The 25,888-nt window shown below is 71.6% G+C and carries 23 protein-coding genes; 9 read left to right on the top strand and 14 right to left on the bottom strand.

Translation table 11 applies throughout. The annotated features are described in order from the left end of the window. Positions 1-37: 37 nt before the first annotated feature. The 4 genes from CRV15_RS08780 to CRV15_RS08765 all read right to left on the bottom strand — a co-directional run bounded on the left by CRV15_RS08780 (position 38) and on the right by CRV15_RS08765 (position 6,293). Positions 38-1,519 carry a catalase gene (locus tag CRV15_RS08780; protein WP_003961678.1) on the bottom strand — a complete coding sequence of 494 codons (1,482 nt, stop codon included), beginning with the start codon at positions 1,517-1,519 and terminating at the stop codon, positions 38-40. 216 nt (positions 1,520-1,735) lie between these two features. Beyond that, the gene (locus CRV15_RS08775; RefSeq protein WP_003961679.1) at positions 1,736-3,616 is read right to left on the bottom strand and encodes a SpoIIE family protein phosphatase; all 1,881 of its coding nucleotides are present in this window, start codon (positions 3,614-3,616) and stop codon (positions 1,736-1,738) included. 334 nt (positions 3,617-3,950) lie between these two features. Next, positions 3,951-4,631 carry a cytidylyl-2-hydroxypropylphosphonate hydrolase gene (gene fomD, locus CRV15_RS08770; protein WP_003961680.1) on the bottom strand — a complete coding sequence of 227 codons (681 nt, stop codon included), beginning with the start codon at positions 4,629-4,631 and terminating at the stop codon, positions 3,951-3,953. Between the two features lie 141 nt (positions 4,632-4,772). Then, complete coding sequence (locus CRV15_RS08765) at positions 4,773-6,293, bottom strand: class II fumarate hydratase (protein ID WP_003955243.1); 1,521 nt, start codon at positions 6,291-6,293, stop codon at positions 4,773-4,775. 151 nt (positions 6,294-6,444) lie between these two features. Between CRV15_RS08765 and CRV15_RS08760 the strand changes: the two genes are divergently transcribed. Beyond that, entirely contained in the window at positions 6,445-7,989 is a 1,545-nt protein-coding gene (locus CRV15_RS08760) for a ricin-type beta-trefoil lectin domain protein (protein WP_003961681.1), read from the top strand. 93 nt (positions 7,990-8,082) lie between these two features. Here the strand turns inward: CRV15_RS08760 and CRV15_RS08755 are convergent, their stop codons facing one another. Then, the gene (locus CRV15_RS08755; RefSeq protein WP_029183027.1) at positions 8,083-9,771 is read right to left on the bottom strand and encodes a fumarate hydratase; all 1,689 of its coding nucleotides are present in this window, start codon (positions 9,769-9,771) and stop codon (positions 8,083-8,085) included. Between the two features lie 259 nt (positions 9,772-10,030). Between CRV15_RS08755 and CRV15_RS08750 the strand changes: the two genes are divergently transcribed. Together CRV15_RS08750 and CRV15_RS08745 are read left to right on the top strand one after the other, a co-directional pair. Continuing rightward, positions 10,031-10,729, top strand: coding sequence for a DUF1707 SHOCT-like domain-containing protein (locus CRV15_RS08750; RefSeq protein ID WP_003955246.1), 699 nt, complete (start codon positions 10,031-10,033; stop codon positions 10,727-10,729). Positions 10,730-10,984: 255 nt separating this feature from the next. Continuing rightward, positions 10,985-11,338 carry a WhiB family transcriptional regulator gene (locus CRV15_RS08745; RefSeq protein WP_003955247.1) on the top strand — a complete coding sequence of 118 codons (354 nt, stop codon included), beginning with the start codon at positions 10,985-10,987 and terminating at the stop codon, positions 11,336-11,338. Between the two features lie 218 nt (positions 11,339-11,556). On the opposite strand, the gene glpX is transcribed toward CRV15_RS08745, so the two are convergent. Then, positions 11,557-12,588 (bottom strand): class II fructose-bisphosphatase, encoded by a 1,032-nt coding sequence (glpX, locus tag CRV15_RS08740; protein WP_003955249.1) that lies wholly within the window; start codon positions 12,586-12,588, stop codon positions 11,557-11,559. A 143-nt stretch (positions 12,589-12,731) separates the two neighbouring features. Here glpX and CRV15_RS08735 point away from each other — a divergent pair, with 143 nt between their 5' ends. Further along, positions 12,732-13,286: a DUF4245 domain-containing protein gene (locus CRV15_RS08735; RefSeq protein ID WP_003961683.1), complete on the top strand. Its 555-nt coding sequence runs from the start codon at positions 12,732-12,734 to the stop codon at positions 13,284-13,286. Positions 13,287-13,454: 168 nt separating this feature from the next. Here CRV15_RS08735 and CRV15_RS08730 read toward each other — a convergent pair whose 3' ends face one another. The 4 genes from CRV15_RS08730 to CRV15_RS08715 form a co-directional block, all read right to left on the bottom strand. Next, positions 13,455-14,045 (bottom strand): malonic semialdehyde reductase, encoded by a 591-nt coding sequence (locus tag CRV15_RS08730; RefSeq protein WP_003955251.1) that lies wholly within the window; start codon positions 14,043-14,045, stop codon positions 13,455-13,457. A 104-nt stretch (positions 14,046-14,149) separates the two neighbouring features. Continuing rightward, positions 14,150-14,404 (bottom strand): exodeoxyribonuclease VII small subunit, encoded by a 255-nt coding sequence (locus tag CRV15_RS08725; RefSeq protein ID WP_003955252.1) that lies wholly within the window; start codon positions 14,402-14,404, stop codon positions 14,150-14,152. A 103-nt stretch (positions 14,405-14,507) separates the two neighbouring features. Further along, positions 14,508-15,716, bottom strand: a complete 1,209-nt coding sequence (gene xseA / locus CRV15_RS08720) for an exodeoxyribonuclease VII large subunit (RefSeq protein ID WP_003955254.1) — start codon at positions 15,714-15,716, stop codon at positions 14,508-14,510. 186 nt (positions 15,717-15,902) lie between these two features. After that, positions 15,903-17,279 (bottom strand): APC family permease, encoded by a 1,377-nt coding sequence (locus CRV15_RS08715; protein ID WP_003955255.1) that lies wholly within the window; start codon positions 17,277-17,279, stop codon positions 15,903-15,905. 86 nt (positions 17,280-17,365) lie between these two features. Here CRV15_RS08715 and CRV15_RS08710 point away from each other — a divergent pair, with 86 nt between their 5' ends. Together CRV15_RS08710 and ppgK are read left to right on the top strand one after the other, a co-directional pair. Next, entirely contained in the window at positions 17,366-18,406 is a 1,041-nt protein-coding gene (locus CRV15_RS08710; RefSeq protein ID WP_003961684.1) for a 4-hydroxy-3-methylbut-2-enyl diphosphate reductase, read from the top strand. 30 nt (positions 18,407-18,436) lie between these two features. Then, positions 18,437-19,177 (top strand): polyphosphate--glucose phosphotransferase, encoded by a 741-nt coding sequence (gene ppgK / locus CRV15_RS08705; RefSeq protein WP_003961685.1) that lies wholly within the window; start codon positions 18,437-18,439, stop codon positions 19,175-19,177. 184 nt (positions 19,178-19,361) lie between these two features. On the opposite strand, the gene CRV15_RS08700 is transcribed toward ppgK, so the two are convergent. Beyond that, complete coding sequence (locus CRV15_RS08700) at positions 19,362-19,937, bottom strand: DUF6542 domain-containing protein (RefSeq protein WP_003955258.1); 576 nt, start codon at positions 19,935-19,937, stop codon at positions 19,362-19,364. Between the two features lie 251 nt (positions 19,938-20,188). On the opposite strand from CRV15_RS08700, the gene ychF reads away from it, so the two are divergent. Further along, positions 20,189-21,277: a redox-regulated ATPase YchF gene (ychF, locus tag CRV15_RS08695; RefSeq protein WP_003955259.1), complete on the top strand. Its 1,089-nt coding sequence runs from the start codon at positions 20,189-20,191 to the stop codon at positions 21,275-21,277. Positions 21,278-21,344: 67 nt separating this feature from the next. Here the strand turns inward: ychF and CRV15_RS08690 are convergent, their stop codons facing one another. Together CRV15_RS08690 and CRV15_RS08685 are read right to left on the bottom strand one after the other, a co-directional pair. Then, entirely contained in the window at positions 21,345-21,926 is a 582-nt protein-coding gene (locus CRV15_RS08690) for a Uma2 family endonuclease (protein WP_003955260.1), read from the bottom strand. 58 nt (positions 21,927-21,984) lie between these two features. Continuing rightward, entirely contained in the window at positions 21,985-22,305 is a 321-nt protein-coding gene (locus CRV15_RS08685; RefSeq protein WP_137986977.1) for a DUF4326 domain-containing protein, read from the bottom strand. A 364-nt stretch (positions 22,306-22,669) separates the two neighbouring features. Between CRV15_RS08685 and CRV15_RS08680 the strand changes: the two genes are divergently transcribed. Continuing rightward, positions 22,670-23,740, top strand: a complete 1,071-nt coding sequence (locus tag CRV15_RS08680; RefSeq protein WP_009997438.1) for a DUF4190 domain-containing protein — start codon at positions 22,670-22,672, stop codon at positions 23,738-23,740. Between the two features lie 142 nt (positions 23,741-23,882). On the opposite strand, the gene CRV15_RS08675 is transcribed toward CRV15_RS08680, so the two are convergent. Next, a complete protein-coding gene (locus tag CRV15_RS08675) occupies positions 23,883-25,310 on the bottom strand; it encodes a glycoside hydrolase family 18 protein (protein WP_003961690.1) in 1,428 nt (475 codons plus the stop codon). A 383-nt stretch (positions 25,311-25,693) separates the two neighbouring features. Between CRV15_RS08675 and CRV15_RS08670 the strand changes: the two genes are divergently transcribed. Next, positions 25,694-25,876 (top strand): hypothetical protein, encoded by a 183-nt coding sequence (locus CRV15_RS08670; protein WP_003955264.1) that lies wholly within the window; start codon positions 25,694-25,696, stop codon positions 25,874-25,876. Positions 25,877-25,888 lie beyond the last annotated feature (12 nt).

Here is a 25,888-nt window from a genome sequence, read left to right as displayed (position 1 = left end):
GGGCCCGCACCCCTTTCCGGACCGGGTGGTCTCCCGGTCAGCCGCCGTTGACCTGCTTGGCGATCCGGTCGCCGATGTCCTGGTCGATGTTCCGCCAGTACTGGAACGCCCGCTCCCGCACCGGCGGGGAGACGCCCTGCTGGAGATGGCCGGCGACATTGGACACCAGCCGTTCCCGGGCCGCGTCGTCCAGGACCGTCCGCACCAGCGTGCCCGCCTGGCCCCAGTCGTCGTCCTCCGCGTGCAGCGTGTACGCCTCCCGCACCATCTCGCCCGCGCTGTACCAGCTCGCCGGCTCGCCGGAGACCGACACATCGGCCGCCGGGCCGCCGTAGGAGTTGGGCGCGTACGGCATCGCGGTGTTCGCGGGCGCGTACCGCATCGGCCCGTCCTTGGCGTACGAGTTCACGGCCGAGCGCGGACGGTTCGGCGGGAGCTGGGCGTAGTTGGGTCCGATCCGGTACCGGTGGGTGTCCGGGTAGGAGAAGAGCCGGCCGAGCAGCATCTTGTCCGGCGAGGGCCCGATACCCGGGATCAGGTTCGAGGGCTCGAACGCCGCCTGCTCGATATGGACGAAGTAGTCCTCCGGGTTCTTGTTCAGCGTCATCCGCCCCACCTCGATCAGCGGGTAGTCGCCGTGCGGCCACACCTTGGTCAGATCGAAGGGGTTGAAGCGGTAGTCCGGGGCGTCGTCGAAGGGCATGATCTGCACCTTCAGCGTCCAGCTCGGCGCGTCGCCGGACGCGATCGCCCCGTGCAGGTCCCGGCGGTGCAGATCCCCGTCCCGCCCGGCGAGGTCGTCCGCCTCCGCCTGGGTGAGGAAGTCGACGCCCTGATCGGTCTTGAAGTGGTACTTCACCCAGAACCGCTCGCCGCCGCCGTTCACCCACAGATAGGTGTGCGAGCTGTAGCCGTTCATGAACCGGTACGACTTGGGGATGCCGCGGTCGCCCATCAGCCAGGCGACCTGGTGGGCGGTCTCCGGCGAGAGGGTCCAGAAGTCCCACTGCATGTCGTTGTCGCGCAGCCCGGTCGCCGGGTGGCGCTTCTGCGAGTGGATGAAGTCCTGGAACTTCTGGGCGTCCCGGACGAAGAAGACCGGCGTGTTGTTGCCGACCATGTCGTAGTTGCCCAGCTCGGTGTAGAACTTCAGGGCGAAGCCGCGGGGGTCGCGCCAGGTGTCGGGGGAGCCCTGTTCACCGGCGACCGTCGAGAAGCGGGCCAGCATCTCGGTGCGGGTGCCCGGCTGGAAGACGACGGCCTTGGTGTACTGGCTCACATCGGCGGTGACCTCGAAGAAGCCGTAGGCGCCCGCTCCCTTGGCGTGCACCACCCGCTCGGGGACCCGTTCCCGGTTGAACTGGGCCATCTTCTCGATCAGATAGTGGTCGTGGAGCAGTACCGGCCCGTCGGGACTGACCGTGAGCGAATGCGCGTCGCTCTCCACCGGAATCCCGGCGTTGTCGGTCGTGTACGGAACCTTGCGGGATGACTCGGTCACGAGCGTCCTCCCGTCCATGGGTCGAGGGTGGTTCGCTGTGGGTCGCGCGTACCCCAGTCAACTCCGCCGACACAGGGTCGGCAACATTTGCCCCGCTGTGCATATACCCCGGGCTGAATGAATCTTTATAGGTGGTTTTGGCTCGGTGGAGAGAGGGAACGCGACGGGGCGCGCGGCCCGCTGTGGGCCGCGCGCCCCGTCGACAACTCCGCTCCCGGCCGGTCGGCCGGGAGGCTAGGGCCGGGTCGGCAGCTCGAACCAGACGACCTTGCCGCTGGAGAGCCGGGTCGCGCCCCACCGCCGGGCCAGCCGGTTCACCAGGAAGAGACCGCGTCCGCCCTCGTCCGTCTCCCGGGCCTTGCGCTGCCGGGGGAGCTGCGGGGAGTCGTCGCCGACCTCGCAGCGCAGCACGTCCGTGCGGAGCAGCCGCAGCATCACCGGCCGTTCCGCGTATCGGACCGCGTTGGTCACCACCTCGCTGACCAGCAGCTCCACCGCGTCGCTCAGCTCCTCCAGATGCCACCGCTCCAGCGCCCTGCGGGCCAGCCGCCGGGCCCGGCCCGGGGCCGCGTCCTCCGGTTCGAGGAACCAGTAGGCGACATCGCTGGGCGCGATCCCGTCGAAACGGGCCGCGAGCAGGGCGATGTCGTCGTCCCGGTCGCCCGGGCCGAGCATGTCGAGCACATCGTCGCAGAGCGCTTCCAGCGGCGGGGAGTGATCGGGCCCGGTGAGCTGGGCCGTGGTCTCCAGACGCTCCCGCAACTGCTCGATCCCGGTCCACACGTCCCGCAGCCGGGACTCGACCAGACCGTCCGTGTACAGCAGCAGGGTGCCGCCCGCCGGGGCGTCCAGCTCCACGGCCTCGAAGTCCACCCCGCCGACGCCGATGGGCGCCCCGGGCGGGACCCGCAGCACCTCGGCCCGGCCACCCAGATGGAGCAGCACCGGCGGCGGATGGCCCGCGTTCGCGATCGTGATCCGGTGCGAGACCGGGTCGTAGACCGCGTACAGACAGGTCGCCATCCGGTCCTGGCCCAGCCGCTGCGCCTGCTCGTCCAGGTGGTGCAGCACCTCCTGCGGCGGCAGATCGAGACCGGCCAGGGTCTGCGCCGTCGTCCGGAGCTGGCCCATGATCGCGGCCGAGGTCATCGAGTGCCCCATGACATCGCCCACGACCAGCGCGACCCGGCTGCCGGGCAGCGGGATCGCGTCGTACCAGTCGCCGCCCACCCGGGCCGTCTCCGCCGCGGGCAGATAGCGCGAGGCCAGCCGTACCCCGGTCGGCTGCGGCAGCGAGTCCGGCAGCATCGTGCGCTGGAGCTCGTCCGCGATGTACGCCTCCCGGCCGTACAGCACCGCCTTGTCGATACCGAGCGCGGTGTGCGTGGCGAGCTGGGCCGCCACCAGCAGATCGTTCGGCTCGAAGGCGGGACGGTCCGGACGGCGCAGGAAGACGGCGGCGCCGATCACCCGGCGCCGTCCGCGCAGCGGGGCCAGGATCGCGCGATGGCCCGCGGGCACACTGCGGTCGGCACCCAGCAGCTCGGGCAGCGCGGCCCGGGCCGCGGCCGAGTCGCCGAAGACCGGACGCACCCCGCGCAGCACCTCCGACAGGGCCCCGCCGGAGCGCACCTCGCACAGGTCGGACGCCGGGGTGAGGTCGTAGTGCGGGTCGGCGACGGTCACCGGTGTCACGGCCGCCCCGAAGTCGACCACGTCCTCAGCTAAACGCAGCCGGTCCGTCCGCCGCAGCCGCAGGACGAACGGGGCCACCGGGCGTTCATCGCCCACCGGCAGCGGATCGCGGAGATAGACGAGGATCGCGTCCGAGAACGTGGGCACGGTCGCCCGGCACAGCCCCAGCACGATCTCGTCCAGATCTATACCGCGGGCGATCCGGCGGGTCGCGGCGCCGACGAAACGCAGCCGGTCCCCTTCCCGCCGGGCCGCCACCGCGAGGTCCTGGAGGTCCTGCGGTGGCCCGCCGGGCGTGGGGACGGCGGGGCCGGGCACGGCGGCCGTGGCTCCGGCCGACTCGGCGCGCGGCCGGGCGCGTTCCTGCGGCCGGGCAGCCAAGGGCTGCCGGCCTTCGTGGGAGGTGGGCTGCTCCGTCACGCGTGGGCTTCCGTCCGTCTGGGCCGGTGGTGCGATGCAAACGCCTCGTGAGGCGGTATACCCGCTCCTGGGGCGGCGTCGGCGGGGTGGCGGGCATCCGGCACGGCTCCACCCCCTCGATGTGACTCATGATGACGTGCTGTCAGGTCCGGTGCTGCGCTCCATGGTTACCGCACACCTGCCGGGCGGCGCAGCCCTGCGGACGACGATCCTACGTTTGCCCCCAGGGGGCGTATCAAGAGTCTCATGGCGCCCTGGGCACCGGAGCGGGTTCCCGCACAGGAGTCGGACATCTTGCACCCTCCCCGGCAGGCGCCGCGCGCGGTCCCGGAGGTCACGAGGCCAGCCGCGCCGGAACACTGCCCCAGTCGGCCGGCAGCTCCGGAACCCGCCACCGGGGATCGGGCCGCCAGTGTTCCCAGCCGTCCGCGAACGGCGGTCCCCACGCCGTGATGACCTCGACGGCGGCGGCACCGGCCGCCCGGACCCGGCGGGCCTTCTCCGGGCTCATCAGCCCCGCCCGCTGGGCCTCGGCGAACTCGTCCTCGTCCCGCCAGAGCCAGCTGCGGTCGGGGTAGACCGAGATGTCCAGAAAATGATCCTCGGAGTCGATTCCGCCAGCCCATCGGGTGCGTGGCTCCTCCAGGTTGACGTACCAGCTCCGGAAGGCCCAGCCGGAGTCCCAGAACAGCCAGACCGACCAGGGCTCGCCGGGCCGGGCCAGCTTGAGCACCCCCGAGCCGAACCAGCGGTCGCGCATCACGGTGCGCGGGGCGGTGTAGCGGGTGGCGAGCGGCTGCTGGTGCACCGGGGTGCCGTCGGCCAGCACCGGTTTGACGCACTCGGTGCCCGGTGCCATCCAGACCGCGAGTATCGCCGCGGTGTCCTGGACGACGGTCACCGGACGGCAGATGTCCACCCGGTCCCGTCCCGACGGGTCCTGGGAGTGCCCCCGATAGCGCCAGAGGATGTGGTCCCCGGGGGCCCAGCGCTGAAAGCGATCCGTGCCTGTCATGAGCAGATTTTAGGAGGACGGCTCCGCCCGCGCACCGATGCCGTGCGCCCGTGCGCCCGCGCGCCGTTCATGCGCGCCGCCCCTGGGCGCGGGGCGGGGGCGCGGTGTACGGGCACCGTTCACGGGCGCGGTGGGCGGCGTTCACGGGCGGGTCATACGGAGGACGTCCAGCGCCTCCTCCAGCTCCTCCCGGGTCAGTTCGCCGTCGGCGATGCGCCGCCGGACCGCCTCGGACTCCAGGACGGCCTCCCGGATCGTCACCCGCCCGGCCAGCGCCCGCTTGGCGATCCGCGCCGCCTCCTCGTACCCGATGTACCGGTTCAGCGGGGTGACGACCGAGGGCGAGGACTCGGCGTACTCGCGGGCCCGTTCGGCGTCGGCGCGGATGCCGTCCACCGTGCGGTCGGCCAGCAGCCGGGCGGCGTTCGCGAGCAGCCGCACGGATTCGAGGACGTTCTTCGCCATCACCGGGAGCATCACGTTCAGCTCGAAGTTCCCGGCGGCACCGGCGACCGCGACCGTCGTGTCGTTCCCGGTGACCTGCGCGGCCACCATCAGCACGGCCTCGGGGACCACCGGGTTGACCTTGCCCGGCATGATGGACGAGCCCGGCTGGAGGTCGGGGAGGTGGATCTCGGCGAGCCCGGTGCGCGGACCGCTCGCCATCCAGCGCAGATCGTTGCAGATCTTGGTGAGCGACACGGCGACCACCCGGAGCTGGCCCGAGGTCTCCACCAGGGCGTCCCGGGCGCCCTGCGCCTCGAAGTGGTCGCGGGCCTCGGTCAGCGGCAGCCCGGTGGCGCGGGCGACCTCGGCGATCACGGCGGCGGAGAAGCCGGGCGGGGTGTTGATCCCGGTACCGACGGCCGTGCCCCCGAGCGGCAGTTCGGCGAGCCGGGGCAGGGCCGCCTCCAGCCGTTCGACGCCGTGGCGCACCTGGGCCGCGTAGCCGCCGAACTCCTGTCCAAGAGTGACCGGTGTGGCATCCATGAGATGGGTACGCCCCGCTTTGACGACATCCGCGAACTCGATGGACTTGCGCTCCAGCGCGGCCGACAGATGCTCCAGCGCCGGGATCAGATCGCCCGTCACGGCGGCGGTCGCGGCGATGTGGATGGAGGACGGGAAGACGTCGTTCGAGGACTGCGAGGCGTTGACCTGGTCGTTCGGGTGGACGGGGCGGCCCAGCCGCTCGCTCGCCAGCGTCGCCAGGACCTCGTTCGCGTTCATGTTGGACGAGGTGCCCGACCCGGTCTGGAAGACATCCACCGGGAAGTGCTCGTCCCAGCGGCCCTCGGCCACCTCGTCCGCCGCGGCGGCGATCGCGTCCGCCGTCTCCCGGTCGATCACGCCCAGCTCCGCGTTGACCCGGGCCGCCGCGCCCTTGATCCGGGCCAGCGCGGCGATGTGCGCGCGTTCCAGCCGCTGCCCGGAGAGGGGGAAGTTCTCCACGGCGCGCTGGGTCTGCGCCCGCCACTTGGCGTGGGCCGGTACGCGGACCTCGCCCATGGAGTCGTGCTCCACCCGGGTCGCGGGCGCGCCGCCGGCGGCCCCGGTGCTTCCGGTACCTCCGGTGGTCCCCGTGCCGCCAGTGGCTCCGGTGGTCCCCGTGCCGTCGGTGCCCCGGGTGCCGTGGTGGGGCCTGTCGCCGGTCTCGCTCATCGCTTCGCTTCCTCCCACGCTGGTTCGACGAGCCACCGGGCCCGTGCCCACAGGAGCACCGGTCGGGTGCGCGCTATTCCCTGCCGCGCTCTTCCCTTCTGGCGCTCCCCATCAGTAAATACCTGGGGTAACCGAATATCGCGGAGGCGCCATGACACCCACCCGGAACCGATTCCGCGCCCTGGCGGCCGTTGCCGCCGGGGCCCTGACCGCGGGGCTGCTGGGGCTGACGGCCCCCGCCGCGGCCCTCGCGGGCGAGGCGCCCCCAGCCGCCTCGTCCGGTGCGCCCCGTCCCGCCGCGTTACCGCTGACGCCCGAGCTGGAGGCCATCCGTGCGGCGGAGGCGGTCCGGCTCTACGGCAGCCCCGCCGAACGCCCCTTCGCCGAACGGAAGACGGGGCTCATCTCACTCGGCGACAGCGAGATATCCGGCGAGGGCGTCGGCACCTACGAACCCGGCACCGACGGCCCCGACAACTGGTGCCACCGCTCCCCGGACGCGGCCATCCACCGCACGGGCATCGCCGCCGACGTGACCTACAACGTCTCCTGCTCCGGCGCGTACACCGGCAACATCAAGATCGGCGGCGACCGGCAGTACGCCGACGAGCTCGTCCAGAGCGACAGCCTCGCCATCAAGGCCCGCAACACCCGCATCAGGATGGTGCTCCTCGTCGCCGGGGCCAACGACGACCTCCAGTTCGGCCCGGTCATGACCGACTGCGTGGTCCGCTTCGTCACCCTCCAGGGCCCCTGCGAGCCCAAGTACGCCCCCGGCTGGCAGGCCCGCGTCGACCGGCTCGTCCCCAAGGTCGAGTCCACCGTCCGCGATCTGCGCACCGTCATGCGGAACGCCGGGTACGCCGACGGCGACTACAAACTCGTCGTCATGGGCTACCCCAGCCCCATCGGACCCGACTTCCGCGACAACCCGAAGTTCCCCGGCAAACTGATCTGCGGCGGCATGGGCTACGACTCCGACACCGTCTGGGGCCGCAACACCGCCGTGCCCGCCTTCCAGCGCGGCATGCGCGAGGCCGCCCGTTCCACCGGCGCGGTCTATCTCGACAACTCACGGCTGTTCCAGGGCCATGAGGTCTGCACGGAGGACGCCTGGGTCCGCGGCCTCTACATCGACCTGGGCCACTTCCCGCCGGACTCCAACTCCGTCCGCCAGTCCTTCCACCCCAACGCCCGGGGCCACGCGGCCTTCGCCTCCTGTCTGACCCAGCTCCACGCCTCCTCGCTGCGCGAGGCGAGCTGCGCCGAGGCCGGCTCCGACGGCCGTCCGGTGCTGCGGGCGGGCGCCTGGGACGACCTCTACCGACCGCTGCGCAACGCGGCGACCGGGAGCTGCGCCGACGTCGACGCCTCCGTCACCCGCAACGGCACGGCCGTCCTCGGCTGGGACTGCCACGGCGGGCGGAACCAGGGCTGGTGGCAGGACCCGGCGAGCGGTTCCCTCCACACCGAGCTGACCCAGGACCGCTGTCTCGACGTGCCCCGGAGCGACTACCGGGCCGGGGCCGCCCTGGTGGTGTGGGACTGCTCCGGCAGCCCCAACCAGCGCTTCGTCCGGGACGCGGGCACCATCCGGCCCGACGCGGCCCGGGGGCTGTGCCTCACCCACGCCTCCGCCCGGGACGCGCTGCGGCTCCAGCCCTGCTCGGGGGCGGCGAACCAGCGCTTCGTCTGAGCGCGGGCGGGGGCGGACGGCGCGGGGCCCGGGGCGTGCACGGCGCACACCCCGGGCCCCGCGCCGGTCCGCGGCTCGGCGACGACCGGTGGCTCAGCCGAGCCCGGGGCCGCGCACCGGGATGGAAGTGAAGGTGGGCGCGGGCGCCGGCTCGGTGAAGAAGTCGTTCCCCTTGTCGTCCACCACGATGAACGCCGGGAAGTCCACCACCTCGATCCGCCAGACCGCCTCCATGCCCAGCTCCTCGTACTCGACGACCTCGACCTTCTTGATGCAGTCCTGCGCGAGCCGCGCCGCGGGGCCGCCGATCGAACCCAGGTAGAAGCCGCCGTGCGCCGCGCACGCGTCGGTGACCTGCTTGCTCCGGTTGCCCTTCGCCAGCATCACCTTGGAGCCGCCCGCCGCCTGGAACTGCTCCACATAGGAGTCCATCCGTCCGGCGGTCGTCGGCCCGAAGGACCCCGAGGCGTACCCCTCGGGGGTCTTCGCCGGACCCGCGTAGTACACCGGGTGGTCCTTCAGATACGCGGGCATCTCCTCGCCCGCGTCCAGCCGCTCCTTGATCTTGGCGTGGGCGATGTCGCGCGCCACCACCAGCGGACCGGTCAGCGAGAGCCGGGTCTTGACCGGGTACTTGGTCAGCTCGGCCAGCACCTCGTCCATCGGGCGGTTGAGGTCGACCCGGACCACGTCGGCCGCGTCGCCCGCGCTCCGGGCGCTCTCGGCGAGGTGCTCGTCGGTGGTGTCCGGCAGGAACCGCGCCGGGTCCTTCTCCAACTGCTCCAGGAAGACGCCCTCGGCGGTGATCTTCGCCTTCGCCTGCCGGTCGGCGGAGCAGGAGACCGCGATCGCGACCGGCAGCGAGGCGCCGTGCCGGGGCAGCCGCACCACACGGACGTCATGGCAGAAGTACTTGCCGCCGAACTGCGCGCCGATCCCGATCCGCTGGGTCAGCTCGAAGACCTTCTGCTCCAGCTCCGTGTCCCGGAAGCCGTGCCCGGTGGGCGAGCCCTCGGTGGGCAGCTCGTCCAGGTAGTGCGCGGAGGCGTACTTCGCGGTCTTCAGCGCGTACTCGGCGGAGGTGCCGCCGACGACGATCGCGAGGTGGTACGGGGGGCACGCGGCGGTGCCCAGGGAGCGGATCTTCTCCTCCAGGAAGCGCATCATGGCGGTCTCGTTGAGAACCGCCTTGGTCTCCTGGTAGAGGAACGACTTGTTGGCGGAGCCGCCGCCCTTGGCCATGAAGAGGAACTTGTAGGCGCCGCCGTCCGTCGCGTACAGCTCGATCTGCGCGGGCAGGTTGGAGCCGGTGTTCTTCTCCTCCCACATGGTCAGCGGGGCCATCTGGGAGTAGCGCAGATTGAGCTTGGTGTACGCGTCGTACACGCCCCGGGACAGCGCCTCCTCGTCACCGCCCGCCGTCAGCACGTTCTGGCCGCGCTTGCCCATGACGATCGCCGTGCCGGTGTCCTGGCACATCGGCAGCACGCCCGCCGCCGCGATGTTGGCGTTCTTGAGCAGGTCCAGCGCGACGAACTTGTCGTTGGACGAGGCTTCCGGGTCGTCCACGATCCGGCGGAGCTGGGCCAGGTGGTCGGGGCGCAGATAGTGGGAGATGTCGTGCATGGCCTCGGCGGCCAGCAGTCGCAGCGCCTCCGGCTCGACCTTGAGGAACGTACGCCCGTCCGCCTCGAAGGTGGAGACACCCTCGCTGGTCACCAGCCGGTAGGGCGTGGTGTCCTCCCCGAGGGGGAGCAGATCTGAGTACGTAAACTCCGGCATGACGGCCATTCCTCACTCAGTGGACCCGGTGGGTCTGGCGGACCCGGGGGAACGCCGCGGACAGCGACGCGCCTCCAGCGTAGAGCGCGCCGGTGGCGCCGCCCGTGTGAGGTAGGGCTCAGTGGCGGAGGGTGGTTCTCCCGTGACGGTCCGGACGCCGGCCCGCGCGGCACGGGGCGGGTCCGACCAGGGCGATCCGGGTGGTTTCGCCGGGTGTTGCCCCTAGTCGCGATCTATCGCGTTTCGCTACCCTGAGGCCGTGGACCTCGAAAAGCAGCCCCAGAAGCCCGCCTTCCCCGCTGACTCCGGTACCGCCGTCCCGGCCGCCGCTCCCGTCCCGGGCGCCGCCGACACCCTGCGCGCCTCGGACGCCGACCGGGACCGGATCGCCGACATCCTCCGGGAGGCCCTGGCCGAGGGGCGGCTGGACGCCGAGGAGCACTCCGAGCGCATCGACGCCGTCTACCGCGCCAAAACCATGGGCGAACTCCAGCCGCTGATCCAGGACCTGCCCGCCGCGCGCACGGCGGACCGGTCCACCGGCCCCGTCGGTGGCCAGGTCCCGCCGGGTCCCGCGGAGCATCTGGTGGCCGTCTTCTCCAGTTCGATCCGCAAGGGCCGTTGGCGGGTCGGCCGCCGCACCCATGCCTTCGCCGTCTTCGGCAGTGTCGAGATCGATCTCACCGAGGCCCTGTTCGAGCAGCGCCACACGGTGATCAACGCCACCGCGATCTTTGGGAACGTCGAGGTCAGGGTGCCCGAGAACATCACCCTGCGGGGCAATGGCAGCGGGATCTTCGGCAATTTCGAGGTCCGCACCCTGGAGTCCGTGGAGCCGGACGCGCCGGTCGTGACGGTCCACGGCTACACGGTCTTCGGCAATGTCGAGGCCAAGCCCAAGCGGGGCCGGAGGGTCGCGGACCTCCAGGACCGGATGCGGAAGTACTTCCTCGGCTGACCGGATCGCGATCGAGCCCGGAGCTTTCTGTCCTGATTCATTACTATTTCGCCCGTCGCGGGAATGTCTCCTACCCCCTGACGGAGGGGTTCATTCCGGCCCTTCGGGTCCGCCCCGGAGCGCTTTTCGGCCGTGCGCGCCCGCGCGGGGAACCGTGCCTCACACCCGTGTGCCACTCAGTGCATAGGAATGCGTACAACGGGTAGGGAGTGCTGCATCGTCTCTCGCTCGCGAAGCCGTCGTCAGGAGTAGACCGTGCTGCAACTGTCGTACCAGTCCCCGCAGGTGACCGCTGTGCCGGTGCAGCGTGCCGCCGCCCGGGAAGACCAGGACGGGCCCTGGCACACGGAGGCGGTGTGCCGACGGGACGAGGCCGGACTGTTCTTCGCTCCCTCCAAGGAGCCGACGGCCGCGAGGCTGTCGCGCGAGGAGGCCGCGAAACGGGTCTGCGCCCGGTGCCCCGTCCTGGTCCAGTGCCGTGAACACGCCCTGCTCCAGCCCGAACCCTATGGTGTGTGGGGCGGGCTGACGGCGGCCGAGCGGCGGGTGGTGCTGGCGCGGCGCAGACGACAGGACATCGAGCTGAAGAAGGCCCAGTCGGCGGCCTGAGCCGCCGCCGTCGTCGGAGAGGGACCCTGGCGAGGGCCCCTCTCCCACGATGACGGCCGGTCCGGCGCACCGCGCCCGGCTCACCGTCCACCCGGCTCACGACACGCCCCGGCGCGCGCCCCGGGGCGTGTCCTCCACCCCGGCGCGCCGCGCCCGGACCCATCGCGCCTGAACCCGCCGCGTCCGGATTCACGTGTCCGGATTCACCGCGTCCGGGCTCACTGCGCCCGGGAGAAGTCCACCGCGCTGTAGGCCCGCAGCTTGGACAGCTTGTGGGTCGAGTCGATCTGCCGGATCGTGCCCGACTTGGAGCGCATCACCAGGGACTGCGTGGTCGCGGTCTCCGAGCGGTAGCGCACACCGCGCAGCAGCTCGCCGTCGGTGATGCCGGTGGCGACGAAGAAGACGTTGTCCCCCTGCACCAGGTCGTCCGTGCCCAGCACCCGGTCCAGGTCGTGCCCCGCGTCGAGCGCGCGCTGCCGCTCCGCCTCGTCCTTGGGCCAGAGCTTGCCCTGGATCGTGCCGCCGAGGCACTTGATCGCGCAGGCGGTGATGATGCCCTCGGGCGTACCGCCGATGCCCATCAGCATGTCGACACCGGTGCCCTCGCGGACCGCCATGATCGCTCCGGCGACGTCGCCGTCCGCGATGAACGTGATCCGGGCCCCGGTCTCGCGGATCTCCTTGACGATGCCGTCGTGGCGCGGACGGTCCAGGACGACGACCGTCACATCCTCGGGGGTGGAGCGCTTGGCCTTGGCCACCCGCCGGATGTTGACCGACACGGGGGCGTCGATGTCGACGAAGTCCGCCGCCTCGGGGCCGGTGACCAGCTTGTCCATGTAGAAGACGGCGGACGGGTCGAACATGGCGCCCCGGTCGGCGGCGGCCAGCACCGCGATGGCGTTCGGCATGCCCTTGGCGGTCAGCGTCGTCCCGTCGATCGGGTCCACGGCGATGTCGCACTCGGCGCCGGTGCCGTCGCCGATGCGCTCCCCGTTGTAGAGCATCGGGGCCTCGTCCTTCTCGCCCTCGCCGATGACGACGACACCATTCATCGAGACGGTGTGCACCAGGGTGCGCATGGCCTTGACGGCCGCGCCGTCGGCGCCGTTCTTGTCGCCGCGCCCCACCCAGCGTCCGGCGGCCATCGCGGCGGCCTCCGTGACCCGGACGAGTTCCAGGGCGAGGTTGCGGTCGGGGGCCTCGGGCGAGACCTCCAGGGGGGACGGCAGGTTGTGCTCGGTCATCGGAGCGCACCTTTCTGATACGACGACGGCCGTGTCTGAGGGTGATTCGGCGTGATTCGACTCTATCCCTACATCGAAAGAATGAGCACAGGGCCCCACGTTTGAGCGCGCACCCGGGATGCGACCATGGGGGCGTGGCAGGTATGCGAGGCAAACAGACGATCCGCGACATGGTTCTGTCCATGGCGGCCATCGGAGTGGTCGTCGGAGTGGTCTATTTTGCGGATCTTCCGAACAAGGACGACGGCGGCGACAAGGTCCTGGCCGTCGACTACCGGGTCGAGATGGTGACGGCGCAGCGCGCGGCGCCCTATACGGTGCTCGTGCCCGAGGGGTTGCCGAAGGGGTGGAAGGCGACCTCGGTGACGTACAAGGGGTACTCGGCCGACTCCTGGCACCTCGGCTTCCTCGACCCGGACCACGCGTATGTGGCGGTCGAGCAGTCCACCGAGACCGTGGGCAAGTTCGTGCCGAGGGTCACCCACCAGGCCACCGACACCGGGCGCACCGAGAAGATCAAGGGCGAGACCTGGCAGCGCTGGGAGGGCCCCAAGTACGACGCCCTCGTCCGCGCGGACCGGGGCTCGACCACCGTGGTGACCGGGACGGCGCCGATGGAGCAGCTCTCCCGGATGGCCGCCGCGCTGGCCCCGGCCCCGAAGACCGCCCCGACGCCCCCGGCCCAGCAGAAGTCCTGAGCCGGGGCCCGGGCCCCGTGTCCGGGCGGAAGCCCCGAGCCGGGGCGGAGTCCCGGTCGCGGGGGTCCGCCCCGGCACCGCGCGCACGGCAGGCAAAGGCCCGCCGCACCCCGTGAGCCGGGGGCGGCGGGCCTTTGCCGTGTCCCCCGCGGGCGGGGGTTCTGTTCCTCAGACGGTGGTGATGACCTCGTCGAACTCCAGCCGGGGGGAGCGCGGGAACCAGGCATCCTCGCCCGGGTTGCCGATGTTGACGATCATCAGCGGGGTGTGGTCGTCGTCCAGGAACTCCTTCTGCACCCCGGCGGCGTCGTAGCCCGTCATCGGGCCCGCGGCCAGACCGGCGGCGCGGACGCCGAGGATGAAGTACGCGGCCTGGAGCGCCGCGTTCAGCCCGGCGGACTGCTCACGGACGGTGCGCTCGCCGAAGAAGACGTCCTTGGCCTGCGGGAAGTGCGGGAGCAGCCGGGGCAGCTCCTCGTGGAACTCGTGGTCGGCGGCGAGGATCGCCACCAGCGGCGCGGTGCCGGTCTTGGCCCGGTTTCCCTCGGACATCAGCGGCAGCAGCCGCTCGCGGGCCTCGGCGGAGCGGACCAGGACGACCCGCAGCGGGGTCTGGTTGAAGGCGGTGGGGCCGTACTTCACCAGCTCGTAGATGGCCTTGACCTGCTCCTCGGTCACCGGCTCTGAGGTGAAGGTGTTGGCGGTGCGGGCCTCGCGGAAGAGGAGGTCCTGAGCGGCGGGGTCGAGGACGAGGGGCATGGCTCACCTTTCACGGCTGTTCTTCGGGTACGCGAGAGTCACCGTAGCGCAATAGGTTAAATTTCAACTAACTCAGAGCTGTGGCGCATCTCACTCTGCGCCACTCACCCCGTGCCGTCCCGGGGCTCCTCGTCCGTGCCGTCCGGGCCCGCGAGCGCCGCGTCCAGCCGGGCGCGGGCCCCCTCCAGCCAGTGGCGGCAGACCTTCGCCAGCTCCTCGCCGCGCTCCCACAGGGCCAGCGACTCCTCCAGCGTCGTCCCGCCCGCCTCCAGCCGGCGGACGACCTCGATCAGCTCGTCCCTCGCCTGCTCGTACCCGGGGGCCGTCCCCTCCGTGGTCTCTTCCGTACCGGCGCTCATCCCATCCACTCCTGCCACTCCTGCCGCTCATGTCCTGCTCTGTCCTGCCGGTCCGCCCGCGGCGGCCGTGCCACCGCTTCCCGGTCCCGTGCCGTGCGCGGACTCACTCCGCCACCCGTACGGGGAACGTGCCGCGCGCGACCCGCGCCCGCAGCTCCTCGCCCGCCGCCACCTCGTCCGGATCGCGCACCACCGCGCCGTCCGGCCGCTGGAGCACCGCGTACCCCCGCTCCAGGGTCGCCGCCGGGGAGAGCGCGACCACCCGGGCCCGGGTGTGCGCCAGCTCCGACTCGGCCCGGTCCAGCAGATGCCCGAGCACCCGACGGCCGCGCGCCGCCAGCGCCTCGACCTCAGCCTCCCGCTCCTCCACCATCCGGTGCGGACGCTCCAGCACGGGCCGGGCCAGGGCGTGGGCGAGCCCCCGCTCCTCCCGGTCCAGCAGCGAGCGCACCGTCCGCAGCGCCCGGCCCCGCAACTGCCGGACCCGCTCCAGCTCCTCGCCCACGTCCGGCACCACCTTCTTGGCGGCGTCCGTCGGCGTCGACGCCCGCAGATCCGCGACCAGGTCCAGCAGCGGGGAGTCCGGCTCGTGCCCGATCGCGGACACCACCGGCGTACGGCAGCCGGCCACGGCACGCACGAGCTGCTCGTCCGAGAACGGGAGCAGGTCCTCGACGCTGCCGCCGCCGCGCGCCACGATGATCACATCGACCTCGGGGAGCGCGTCCAGCTCCTGCACCGCCCCGACCACCTGCGGCACCGCGTGCACCCCCTGCACCGCCACGTTGCGCACCTCGAAACGGACCGCGGGCCAGCGCCGCCGCGCGTTCTCCAGCACATCGCGCTCGGCCGCGGAGGCCCGGCCGCAGACCAGCCCCACCCGGTGCGGCAGGAACGGAAGTCGCTTCTTGCGCTCCGGCCCGAACAGCCCCTCGGCCGCCAGCGACCGCTTGAGCTGCTCCAGCCGGGCCAGCAGCTCGCCGACCCCCACCGGCCGCAGCTCCGCCGCGCGCAGCGACAGCTGGCCCCGGGGGGCGTACCACTCCGGCTTGGCGTGCACCACGACCCGCGCGCCCTCGGACACCACGTCCGCGACGGCGTCGAACACCTGCCGGTAGCAGGTGACGCTCACGGAGATGTCGTGGGACGGATCGCGCAGCGTGAGAAAGACGACCCCCTGACCGGGCCGCCGGGAGAGCTGGGTGATCTGCCCCTCGACCCAGATCGCGCCGAGCCGGTCGATCCAGCCGCCGATGAGCCGGGACACCTCGCCGACCGGGAGCGGGGCGTCCGGGGACGTGTGGAGAGCCATGCAACGACAGTAACGGCCGGGTCCGACAATCCGGCCCCGTCCGGAGCCCGCTCCCGCGCCGCCCCGGTGCGCTGCCGGCGCGTTCCGGCGGCGGACCCCGGTCCGCTCGGACGGGTCCCGGCGCCGGGACCCTCCGGCCCGTTCCCCTGCTCGGACCGCTCCCGAAGGATCTTCCCGTTGCGGAGGTTACGGCTGGTTCTCCTGGTGCCCCCACCGCCCCCACAGCAGCGCGAGCACCACCAGCCCCACGCCCAGCCAGACCACCCCCACCACCTGGGCCGTGAGCGACGCCTCGACGATCACCGCGACCAGGATCGCCACCCCCAGCAGCGGCACCACCAGATGCCGCCCCCAGCGCGGCGGCCCCGCCATCCGGCGGACCACGAACCACCCGATCACACTCAGATGCAGCAGCACGAAGGCCGTCAGCGCCCCGATGTCCACCACCGAGACCAGCTGGTCCAGGCCGTTCGCCCGGCGTGCCGCCCACACCGCCGCCACCAGGTTCACCCCCGCCGCCAGCAGCAGCGCCACCCTCGGCACCCCCGCGTCCGTCCGGGACAGCGCATGCGGAAGCCTCCGTTCCCGCGCCATCGCGAAGACCAGCCGCCCCGCCGCCGCCTGCCCCGCCAGCGCCGCGAACGCCGCCCCGATCGCCTTGCTCACCGCGATCAGATCGTGCAGCCAGGCCCCGACCGACACATCGACCGCCTCGTAGAAGGCCGCGCCCTGTTCCTGGGGCCGGGCCGCCAGCTCCGCCGAGGACACCGGCTGGAGCAGCGCCGCCAGATAGGTCTGCACCACGAAGAGCAACCCCGCCAGCGCCAGGCAGAACAGCACCGCCCGGGCCACCTTCCGCGAGCCCCCCGTCACCTCCTCCGCGAACGAGACGATCGCGTCGAAGCCCAGATACGACAGCACCGCGATCGACACGGCGCTGAACACCGCCGCCACCGAGAAGCCGGTGTCCCCCGTGAACGGCGAGAGCCACTCCCGTCGCGCCCCCTCCTCCACCAGCACGGTCACCGCCGCCACCACGAAGACCACCAGTACCGCGATCTCCATCAGCAGCACGGCGAAGCCGACCCGGGCCGCCGCCCGCACCCCCCAGAGGTTCAGCAGCGTGGTCAGCACCACGGCGATCCCGGTCCACACCCAGCGGTCCACCTCCGGAATCAGCGCCTCCAGGGCGATGCCGGAGAAGAGATAGGCAACGGCGGGGATGAGGAGGTAGTCCAGCAGCGCCATCCATCCGGCGATGAACCCGGGGCCCTCGCCGAGCGCCTTGCGGGCATAGCCGAAGACGGAACCCGCCTGCGGCGCCACCTGGACCATCTGGGCGTAACTGACGGCCGTGAACCCCATGGCGACCGTGGCCACCACATAGACGAGCGCCACCGCCCCATGGGATTTCGCGTCGAGTGCGCCGAAGATGCCGACCGGGGCCATCGGGGCGATGAACAGCAGCCCGTAGACCACCAGATCACGGAAGCCGAGGGAGCGCCGCAGGCCGCCGCCGTCCTTCGGGTGCCCCGCCCCGGCCCGGTCCGCGTCCGTGGTCATCCGGCCCTCCGTCCGTCGGCTACCACATTCAGTCTTCCCACGGTGGGTGATCTCCCGCCTCTTCTGGACGGCCTTACGATGGGGACATGACTGCTACGCCTGCTGCCCGTCGCGTCCTGCTCGCCGCCCCCCGTGGTTACTGCGCGGGCGTGGACCGTGCCGTGATCGCCGTCGAGAAGGCGCTGGAGCAGTACGGCGCGCCGGTCTACGTCCGGCACGAGATCGTGCACAACAAGTACGTCGTCCAGACGCTGGAGCGGAAGGGCGCCGTCTTCGTCGACAAGACGGCCGAGGTCCCCGAGGGCTCGATCGTCATGTTCTCCGCGCACGGCGTGGCCCCGGTCGTCCACGAGGAGGCCGCCCGGCGCAAGCTCGCCACCATCGACGCGACCTGCCCCCTGGTGACCAAGGTCCACAAGGAGGCCGTCCGGTTCGCCAACGAGGACTACGACATCCTGCTGATCGGCCACGAGGGCCACGAGGAGGTCATCGGCACCTCCGGCGAGGCCCCCGACCACATCACCCTGGTCGACGGCCCCGACGACGTGGACAAGGTCGAGGTCCGGGACGAGTCGAAGGTGGTCTGGCTCTCGCAGACCACGCTCTCCGTCGACGAGACGATGGAGACCGTGGACCGGCTGAAGGAGAAGTTCCCGCAGCTCATCTCGCCGCCCAGCGACGACATCTGCTACGCCACCCAGAACCGCCAGACGGCGGTCAAGCAGATGGGCGCCGACGCCGATCTGGTGATCGTGGTCGGCTCCAAGAACTCGTCCAACTCGGTCCGGCTGGTCGAGGTGGCCCTCGGCGCCGGTGCCCGTGACGCCCACTTGGTCGACTTCGCCGAGGAGATCGACGAGGCATGGCTGGAGGGCGTCGCCACGGTCGGTCTGACCTCGGGCGCCTCCGTCCCGGAGATCCTGGTCGAGGGGGTGCTGGAGTGGCTGTCGCAGCGCGGCTTCCAGGACGTCGAGCTGGTGAAGGCGGCCGAGGAGTCGATCACCTTCTCGCTGCCGAAGGAGCTGCGCCGCGATCTGCGCGCCGAGGCCGCCGCGCTGGTGGAGCGGGCCGAGGCCGTCGCCGCCGGTTCCGCCTCCGCCCACCCGGGTTCTGCGTCCGGCGCGTGACGGCCGCACCCTGCCCGTACCGTGGGTCCCATGAACCTGTTCGGAGTGGACATCGGTGGCTCCGGTATCAAGGGCGCGCCCGTCGACCTTGACCGCGGAGAGCTGACGCAGGAACGCCACAAGGTCCTGACCCCGCACCCGGCGACGCCGGACGCGGTGGCGGACGGCGTCGTCGAGGTGGTGCGGCACTTCGACTGGTCGGGACCGGTCGGGATCACCTTCCCCGGCGTGGTGACGAGCGGTGTCACCCGCACCGCCGCCAATGTCGACAAGGGCTGGGTGGACCAGGACGCGGCCCGGCTGCTGAGCGAGCGGCTGGGCGGAGCGCCGGTCACGGTGCTGAACGACGCCGACGCGGCGGGCGTCGCCGAGATGACCTTCGGCGCGGGCCGGGGCCGCAAGGGCACGGTGATGATGCTGACCCTGGGCACCGGCATCGGCAGCGCCGTCTTCATCGACGGACGGCTGGTGCCCAACACCGAGCTGGGCCATCTGGAGCTGCACGGCCACGAGGCGGAGAAGCACGCCTCGACCAGGGCCAAGGAGGACGAGGACCTGAGCTGGCCCCACTGGGCGCGGCGGGTGCAGAAGTACCTGGCCCATCTGGAGATGCTCTTCTCGCCGGAACTGTTCATCATCGGGGGCGGTGTCAGCCGGAAGGCGGACAAGTTCCTGCCGCAGATCGAGGGCGTCCGGGCGGAGATCGTTCCCGCGGAGCTCCAGAACAACGCGGGCATCGTGGGCGCGGCGATGGCGGCGGCGAGCCGCTGACGGCGTCGCTGTCCGCCGCGGGGCCGGGGCGGGCGTCCGGGGGCGGCCTGCTCCGTGCTCGGGCGGCCGGTGGATTCGGCGGGTGTATTCGGCCGGATTCGGCCGGTGGATTTCCGTGGTCCGGCCGGTGGACCCGGTCGGTGGATTCGGTCGGCGGGTCTCCGTGGCCGGTCGGCCGGGCGGCTCAGCGCCGTCCGATGGGCGGTCCCGGGCGTCGCCGGTCGGCCGGGCGCCGCCGCCGGGCCATGGCGCGGACCTTGCGCACACAGCTGATCACCCCGGCCACCAGCGTGCCCCCGTACAGCCAGCCCGCGTGCACGGCGAGGGCGGTGACCACGGCCATGACCTGGCTGCCGAGCCCGCCCTCACCGCCCGCGATGGGCACGATGCCCGCCGCGAAGGCGATCGGCACGCTGATGGGGGCGGTGACGATGTCCGCCTCCCGCACCCAGAGCGCCGTCAGCGCGCACACCGGCAGGAAGAGCGCCCCGTACACCGTCGGGGAGCCCGCCAGCAGCAGCCGGTCGAGCAGCCCGATCGCCACCATGGCCACCGTGGCGAAGAGCCCCCCGCCCAGACCGGTCAGCCGGGGGCCGGGCAGCCGCCGCGGGCTGCTCTCGGCGGGCGCGGCGGGCCGGGCGGTCGGCGTCCTCGGCCGGACGGCGTACCCGCCGGGGCCGTCGGCGCCGGGGCTCGGGGACGGCACCGGGGGCTGCTGCCGCTGCCGGTTCTGGGGGCGACTGGTCCTGTGCTGCTCCACACGACCAACGTAGGGCGCGAGTGGGGAGGAATCAGGTACAGGACACGCCTTTGAAGCGACCTTGGCCAAAGGTTCGACCTCGGGGCACCACCCCGCCCCGTCGCCGCCGGTTGTGCGCCGCGCCGGAAAGCCGCCCCGTAAACTGGGGGATCGGCCCCGTACGGGCCCGTGCGCCGCGGCCCCCTCGGGCGGCCCGGCCGCTCAGCCCCCGCCGGTCCGTCCCACTGGTTCTCACTCAGGAAGTCGCCAACGTGTCGCTCACGATCGGAATCGTCGGTCTGCCCAATGTCGGCAAGTCGACCCTGTTCAACGCCCTGACCAAGAACGACGTGCTGGCGGCCAACTACCCGTTCGCCACCATCGAGCCGAATGTGGGCGTCGTCGGCGTCCCGGACGAGCGTCTGACCAAGCTGGCGGAGATCTTCGGCTCGCAGCGGGTGCTCCCGGCGACGGTCGACTTCGTCGACATCGCGGGCATCGTGCGCGGCGCCAGCGAGGGCGAGGGCCTGGGGAACAAGTTCCTGGCGAACATCCGTGAGTCGGACGCGATCTGCCAGGTGATCCGCGCGTTCAAGGACGAGAACGTCGTTCACGTGGATGGCAAGGTCTCCCCGAAGGACGACATCGAGACCATCAACACCGAGCTGATCCTCGCCGACCTCCAGTCCGTGGAGAAGGCGATCCCCCGGCTGACGAAGGAGGCCCGCCTCCAGAAGGAGAAGGCGGCGGTGCTGAAGGCCGTCGAGGCCGCGAAGGAGATCCTGGAGTCCGGCCGCACGCTGTTCTCCGAGGGCATCACCAAGGGCACCGAGCAGGGCGAGCTGCTGCACGAGCTGCACCTGCTGACCACGAAGCCCTTCCTCTACGTCTTCAACGTGGACGAGGACGAACTGGTCGACGAGGAGTTCAAGGACGCCCAGCGCGCCCTGGTCGCCCCCGCCGAGGCCATCTTCCTCAACGCCAAGATCGAGTCCGAGCTGATCGAGCTGGACGAGGCGGAGTCGCTGGAACTCCTCCAGTCCATGGGCCAGGAGGAGCCGGGCCTCGCCACCCTCAGCCGGGTCGGCTTCGACACCCTGGGCCTTCAGACCTACCTCACCGCCGGCCCCAAGGAATCCCGCGCCTGGACCATCAAGAAGGGCGCCACCGCCCCCGAGGCCGCCGGTGTGATCCACACCGACTTCCAGAAGGGCTTCATCAAGGCCGAGGTCATCTCCTTCGCCGACCTCGTCGAGACCGGCTCGGTGGCGGAGGCCCGCGCCAAGGGCAAGGCGCGCATGGAGGGCAAGGAGTATGTGATGCAGGACGGCGACGTCGTTGAGTTCCGGTTCAATGTGTGACCTGCACCACATGGGCGTGCTGCTGGTTCCGTGACGGTTGAGGGCCGGGCCCTGAGGGGCCTGGCCCTCAACCGTGGCGCCGTGGAGTCAGGCTGTCCAGGTTCAGCTTGATCTCGAAGGGGACGGGGCGGTGCAGGGAGCCCCGGAAGATGCCGGCGGGAGCGTAGGCGCCGGTCGGTTCGTCCAGTTCATAGACGTGGACGACGGGTGTGCCCTCCTCATCCTCGATGCACCAGTAGTGGGGGATTCCGGCCGCCGCGTACTTGTGGAGCTTGACCGTGCGGTCGCGGTGGGCGGACTCGGGAGAGACGACCTCGACGACGAGACTCACCTCCTCCGGCGCGAACCAGGTGCGGTCCGGGTCGAACGGGGTGGTCGTGAGCAGGAGGTCGGGCTCCGGGCGATTGCGGCTGTCGAGGCGGACGGTCATCTCGCGTTCCACGTCGAAGCCCGTCGGGGCCTGTTGCATGAGCGCGGTGGTCAAGACGGTGACGAGGCGGCCGTGCCAGCACCTCTGGGGCCACAGCCTGAAGACGAGTGATCCGTCGATCAGTTCGGTGTGGCGGGGTGCCTCGGGAAGGTGGTCCAGATCTTCCGCGAACCAGCCTTCTGCGCGTGGTGGGTGCATCCAATCGGGCAGTGCGGTCATGGCTCGACCGTAGCGATTCCCGTGCGATCGGGTCACCCGATCGCGGGAGCGGGTGGGGTCACGGCGCGCCCACCCCTTGGTCCGCCAGTTCGGCGATCACCTCGGCGTGGCACTTCTTCGGGACGCACCAGCAGCCGAGCCGGTGGCCGCGGAGCGAGGGGAGGAGGGCCAGCAGCTCGGGGTGGGCGAGGAGGTGGGTCCGGTAGCGGGCCATGACCTCCTCGCGGGTGCCGTCGGGGCCCGGGCGGTACGGGCAGGCGAGCGGGGAGCCTTCGAGGTGCCAGCCGCCCCGGTGCATGGGGCGTCCCACATAGACGACGTCCTCGTACGCGGGGTCGCCGTGGTGTCCCTTGAGGTTGACGGCCGTCGTGCGGGCCATGGGCACCCCTGGAGTCGGTCCGGTTTTTCGGCCTTTCTCCTCTATTTTCCAGACTTTCGCGGCATCCGGCTGTCACCAGGGCGACTGTCCCGCGACGTCGGTCGGTTTATACGATTCGCTCGGCTCGGGACCAGGACGGGCCCGGATTTCCGACAGGAGCGGCGTACCCGTGGACCCATCGCGACAGGACGGCCGACGGCCCGAGGACTCCGACCCGTGGGGAGTGCGGCAGCCTCCGCCGATACCCGGGCCCCACCCGGGCCACCCGCCTCAGCCGCCCCACCCGGCCTACCAGGCGTATCCCGGGTACCCCGGTGGGCCGGGGGCGCCCGGATATCTCGCGCCCCCGCCGTCCGCGCCCCCCATGAACGGCTTCTCCGTCGCCTCCCTCGTGGCCGGGATCGTCTGCTGTCTGCCGCCGCTCGGGCTGATCCTCGGCATCGTCGCGCTCGTCCAGATCAAGAAGAAGGGGCAGCGCGGGGCGGGTATGGCGATCGCCGGTACGGTCCTCTCCGCCATCAGCACGCTGCTCATGCTTCTGCTGCTGGTCACCGGGGGCGCGGCCGAGCTGTGGCGCGGTTTCAAGGAGGGGATGGACGAGGCGGCCCGTTCGCACAGCACGCTCGATCTGCGCACCGGGCAGTGCTTCAACCTGCCGGGTGACGGTCCCCTGGAGGACCGGGAGGCCCTGTCCGTCGAGGTCGTGCCGTGTGCCGGGGAGCACGAGGCCGAGGTCACCGGCTCGTTCACGCTCCAGGGCTTCGACGCCTTCCCCGGCGACGGCCGGATCGACCCGCTGGCCGAACGCCGGTGCGAGGAGCTGAACTGGATGTACGCCCGGGACGAGTGGGTCGTGGGCGGCCGGATGGAGTTGTACTACTACACCCCGACCAAGGAGAGCTGGCGACTCGGCGACCGCGCCGTGACCTGCACGTTCGCCACACCGAAGGGGGACCGGACCGCCGGGTCGGTACGCCGGGACCCCACGACCGTCGACGATGCCCACCAGCTCGCCTACCTCACCGCCGAGACCAGGCTCTATCTCACGGGGAACACCGTTCCCGACGCGGAGTACGCGGCCGACCCGGACGGGTACCGCACCTGGGCGCGTGAGTCGGCCGGCGTCTTCGCCGACCAGGCGGAGGTGGTGCGGGCCTACAACTGGCCGGAGCGGCTCGCCGGGCCGATGGAGCGCCGGGCCGGGGAGTACGAGCGGGCGGCGGCGGCCTGGCGGAAGGCGGCCGGGGCCCGGGACGAGGAGGCGTTCTGGGACCACATGCTGACCGTCGACGAGGTCGTGGCCGACGGGCCCGCGGAGGTGGAGATCCGCAAGCTGCTGAAGCTGCCGTCCGTGCCGCCGGAGTACCCCGAGGACACCGAGGGCGCCCAGGGCGCCGGGGACACCGGGGGCGCCGGGGACACCGTGCGGAGCTGAGCCGCCCGGAGTGCCCGGCGCCCCGGGTCCCGTGGGACGGGCGCCCCGCCCCCTGTCCGGGGCGCCCGTCCGCCACCGCCCGCGGGCGGCCCCGTGGTCGCGGAGCCGCCCGCGGACGTGCTTCGGCGGAGTCCGGCGCGGGTCAGCGCCGCAGTCCGCGCGCCACGGCCTTCACCAGCTCACCGTCGTCCGTGTCCCCGTCCAGCGACCAGAACATCGCCCCGCCGAGCCCCCGGGCGCGGATGTAGTCGGTCTTCGCGTTCAGCACCGTCGGGTCGTCGTACGTCCAGAGCGTCTTCCCGTCGAACAGCCACGCCTGGCCGTACGTGCGGTGCACCGTGTACGTCCCCGACTCCGCGAGCCGCTTGAGGACCTTGTAGTCCTCGAAACCGGGCTGGTGGACCGCCGGAGCGGGCCGCTCGGCGGGCTGCCCCATGCCGTCCCCGCCGCCCGACACGCCGGTCCAGCCCTGGCCGTAGAACGGCATCCCGACCACCAGCTTGTGCGCCGGGGCGCCGCGCCTGAGCCAGTCGCCCACCGTCTGGTGCACGCTGAAGTCGTTCCGCGCGAAGAGGGCGGACTGCTGGGCGGTGGTCCGCTCGCCCGAGACATGGAAGTCGTAGCCCTGGAGGTTGACCCAGTCGAAGTCCTTCATGATCTTCGGGACCTCGAAGCCCGCGTCTATCTTCGCGGGCGCCGTCGGCACGAACGCCGACAGGTCGTAGTGCTTGGGCCGGGTGTCCGTGCGCCGTGCCTCGCTCCGCGCGTACGCGTCGAGCTGGACGCGGAACTCCCGCACCAGCGCGGTGAAGTTCTTCTTGTCCTCGGGGCGGTACGGGGTGTCCGCCTCGCCCTCCGAGCCCGGCCACTCCCAGTCGATGTCGATGCCGTCGAAGATCCCGGCCGCCGCGCCCGGGCCGCCGCGCGCCCCGTCCACGGGCAGATTGCCCTTGATGTAGATGTCGATGCAGGAGGAGACGAGGGATGTGCGCTTCGCGGGGGTGCTGACGGCGTCGGAGAAGTGGGTGGACCAGCTCCAGCCGCCCAGGGAGATCAGGGTCCGGAGGCCCGGGTTCTTCGCCTTCAGCTCACGGAGCTGGTTGAAGTTGCCCGCGAGCTTCTGATCGGGCGTGTCGCCCACTCCGTCGACGGACCCCGCCGCGTCCACCGGGCGGACGTAGTCGGCCCAGGGGTCGGCCTCTCCGACCGGCCCGGTGATGAAGCACCGGCCGTCGCCGCTGACGTTCGCGAAGGCGTAGTTGATGTGCGTCAGCTTCGCGGCCTGGCCGCTGGTCTGAAGGTTCTTCACATGGAAGTCGCGGCCGTAGATGCCCCACTGGCTGAAGTAGCCGATGCGCTTGTACGCGCGCTGATGGCCGCGTTCCTCGGCGCCGCCGCCGTCGGCGACGACGAGCCGCGCGTCCGCCGTGGCGGAAAGCCGACCGCCCGCCGCGGCGGCGGGCGGGGCGGCCGGGGGCGCGGCGCCGGCGGTGGCCGCGGGCGCGAGCGCCGCGAGCAGCGAGAGGGACCCGGCCGCGACCGCGGTCCGTACCGGAGTGGTTCGACGCATGGGACTCATTCCTGTGTGCGCTCCGGCGTGCCGCGCAGGCTTCGCGGCGGCACCGGAACAGGTCTGTCAACGGGGCGTCGTGCAAGGGGTGTTGTGCGGCTGTCGCGAGTGGATCCGCGCAGTGGGTGTGCGGTGAGTGTGCAGTGAGTAAGGACCGTATTGGTCTGGACCATTGAGGTCAATGGCTGGGAACGTATGGATCGGGCACGGTGGGGGAGTGCGTGCCCGGGGGGGCGCATTCGGATGGATGCGCCCCCTGTTTCCTGTCTCTTTGTGTAAATCCGTATCCGCTGAGTGAAGGTCGGGCGTAGGCTCCGGCATATGCGCATTGAGGTTTCGGGGCCATCACCGGTGACACACGGGCCGTGCGAGGGAGGGGCGCGATGACCGACAGCAGTTCAGCGCTCCCCTGGCTCGTCATACGCCAGGACGACAACGGCAACTGCTATCGCGTCGGGCGGTACGCGACCGAGGACGAGGCCCAGCGGATAGTCGACACACTCGATGTCCAGGGGCACAAACAGATGTACTGGGTGGAGCGTATCGAGCAGACGACGACCTACTGACGCGTTCCGGGC

It is taken from the genome of Streptomyces clavuligerus (assembly GCF_005519465.1).
Taxonomy (GTDB): Bacteria; Actinomycetota; Actinomycetes; order Streptomycetales; family Streptomycetaceae; genus Streptomyces; species Streptomyces clavuligerus.
The sequence above is the reverse complement of the archived record's forward strand: the minus strand, read 5'-3'. Positions and strand labels throughout refer to the sequence as shown.

Coding starts and splice junctions, on each gene's coding strand:
- CRV15_RS08680 (WP_009997438.1), top strand. CDS start 22,670: ATGAACGGCTTCTCCGTCGCCTCCCTCGTGGCCGGGATCGTCTGCTGT.
- CRV15_RS08685 (WP_137986977.1), bottom strand. CDS start 22,305: ATGGCCCGCACGACGGCCGTCAACCTCAAGGGACACCACGGCGACCCC.
- CRV15_RS08755 (WP_029183027.1), bottom strand. CDS start 9,771: ATGCCGGAGTTTACGTACTCAGATCTGCTCCCCCTCGGGGAGGACACC.
- CRV15_RS08690 (WP_003955260.1), bottom strand. CDS start 21,926: ATGACCGCACTGCCCGATTGGATGCACCCACCACGCGCAGAAGGCTGG.
- CRV15_RS08765 (WP_003955243.1), bottom strand. CDS start 6,293: ATGAGCGAGACCGGCGACAGGCCCCACCACGGCACCCGGGGCACCGAC.
- ppgK (WP_003961685.1), top strand. CDS start 18,437: ATGAACCTGTTCGGAGTGGACATCGGTGGCTCCGGTATCAAGGGCGCG.
- glpX (WP_003955249.1), bottom strand. CDS start 12,588: ATGACCGAGCACAACCTGCCGTCCCCCCTGGAGGTCTCGCCCGAGGCC.
- CRV15_RS08780 (WP_003961678.1), bottom strand. CDS start 1,519: ATGGACGGGAGGACGCTCGTGACCGAGTCATCCCGCAAGGTTCCGTAC.
- CRV15_RS08725 (WP_003955252.1), bottom strand. CDS start 14,404: ATGAGCGCCGGTACGGAAGAGACCACGGAGGGGACGGCCCCCGGGTAC.
- CRV15_RS08730 (WP_003955251.1), bottom strand. CDS start 14,045: ATGCCCCTCGTCCTCGACCCCGCCGCTCAGGACCTCCTCTTCCGCGAG.
- CRV15_RS08670 (WP_003955264.1), top strand. CDS start 25,694: ATGACCGACAGCAGTTCAGCGCTCCCCTGGCTCGTCATACGCCAGGAC.
- xseA (WP_003955254.1), bottom strand. CDS start 15,716: ATGGCTCTCCACACGTCCCCGGACGCCCCGCTCCCGGTCGGCGAGGTG.
- CRV15_RS08735 (WP_003961683.1), top strand. CDS start 12,732: ATGCGAGGCAAACAGACGATCCGCGACATGGTTCTGTCCATGGCGGCC.
- CRV15_RS08675 (WP_003961690.1), bottom strand. CDS start 25,310: ATGCGTCGAACCACTCCGGTACGGACCGCGGTCGCGGCCGGGTCCCTC.
- CRV15_RS08710 (WP_003961684.1), top strand. CDS start 17,366: ATGACTGCTACGCCTGCTGCCCGTCGCGTCCTGCTCGCCGCCCCCCGT.
- fomD (WP_003961680.1), bottom strand. CDS start 4,631: ATGACAGGCACGGATCGCTTTCAGCGCTGGGCCCCCGGGGACCACATC.
- CRV15_RS08760 (WP_003961681.1), top strand. CDS start 6,445: ATGACACCCACCCGGAACCGATTCCGCGCCCTGGCGGCCGTTGCCGCC.
- CRV15_RS08715 (WP_003955255.1), bottom strand. CDS start 17,279: ATGACCACGGACGCGGACCGGGCCGGGGCGGGGCACCCGAAGGACGGC.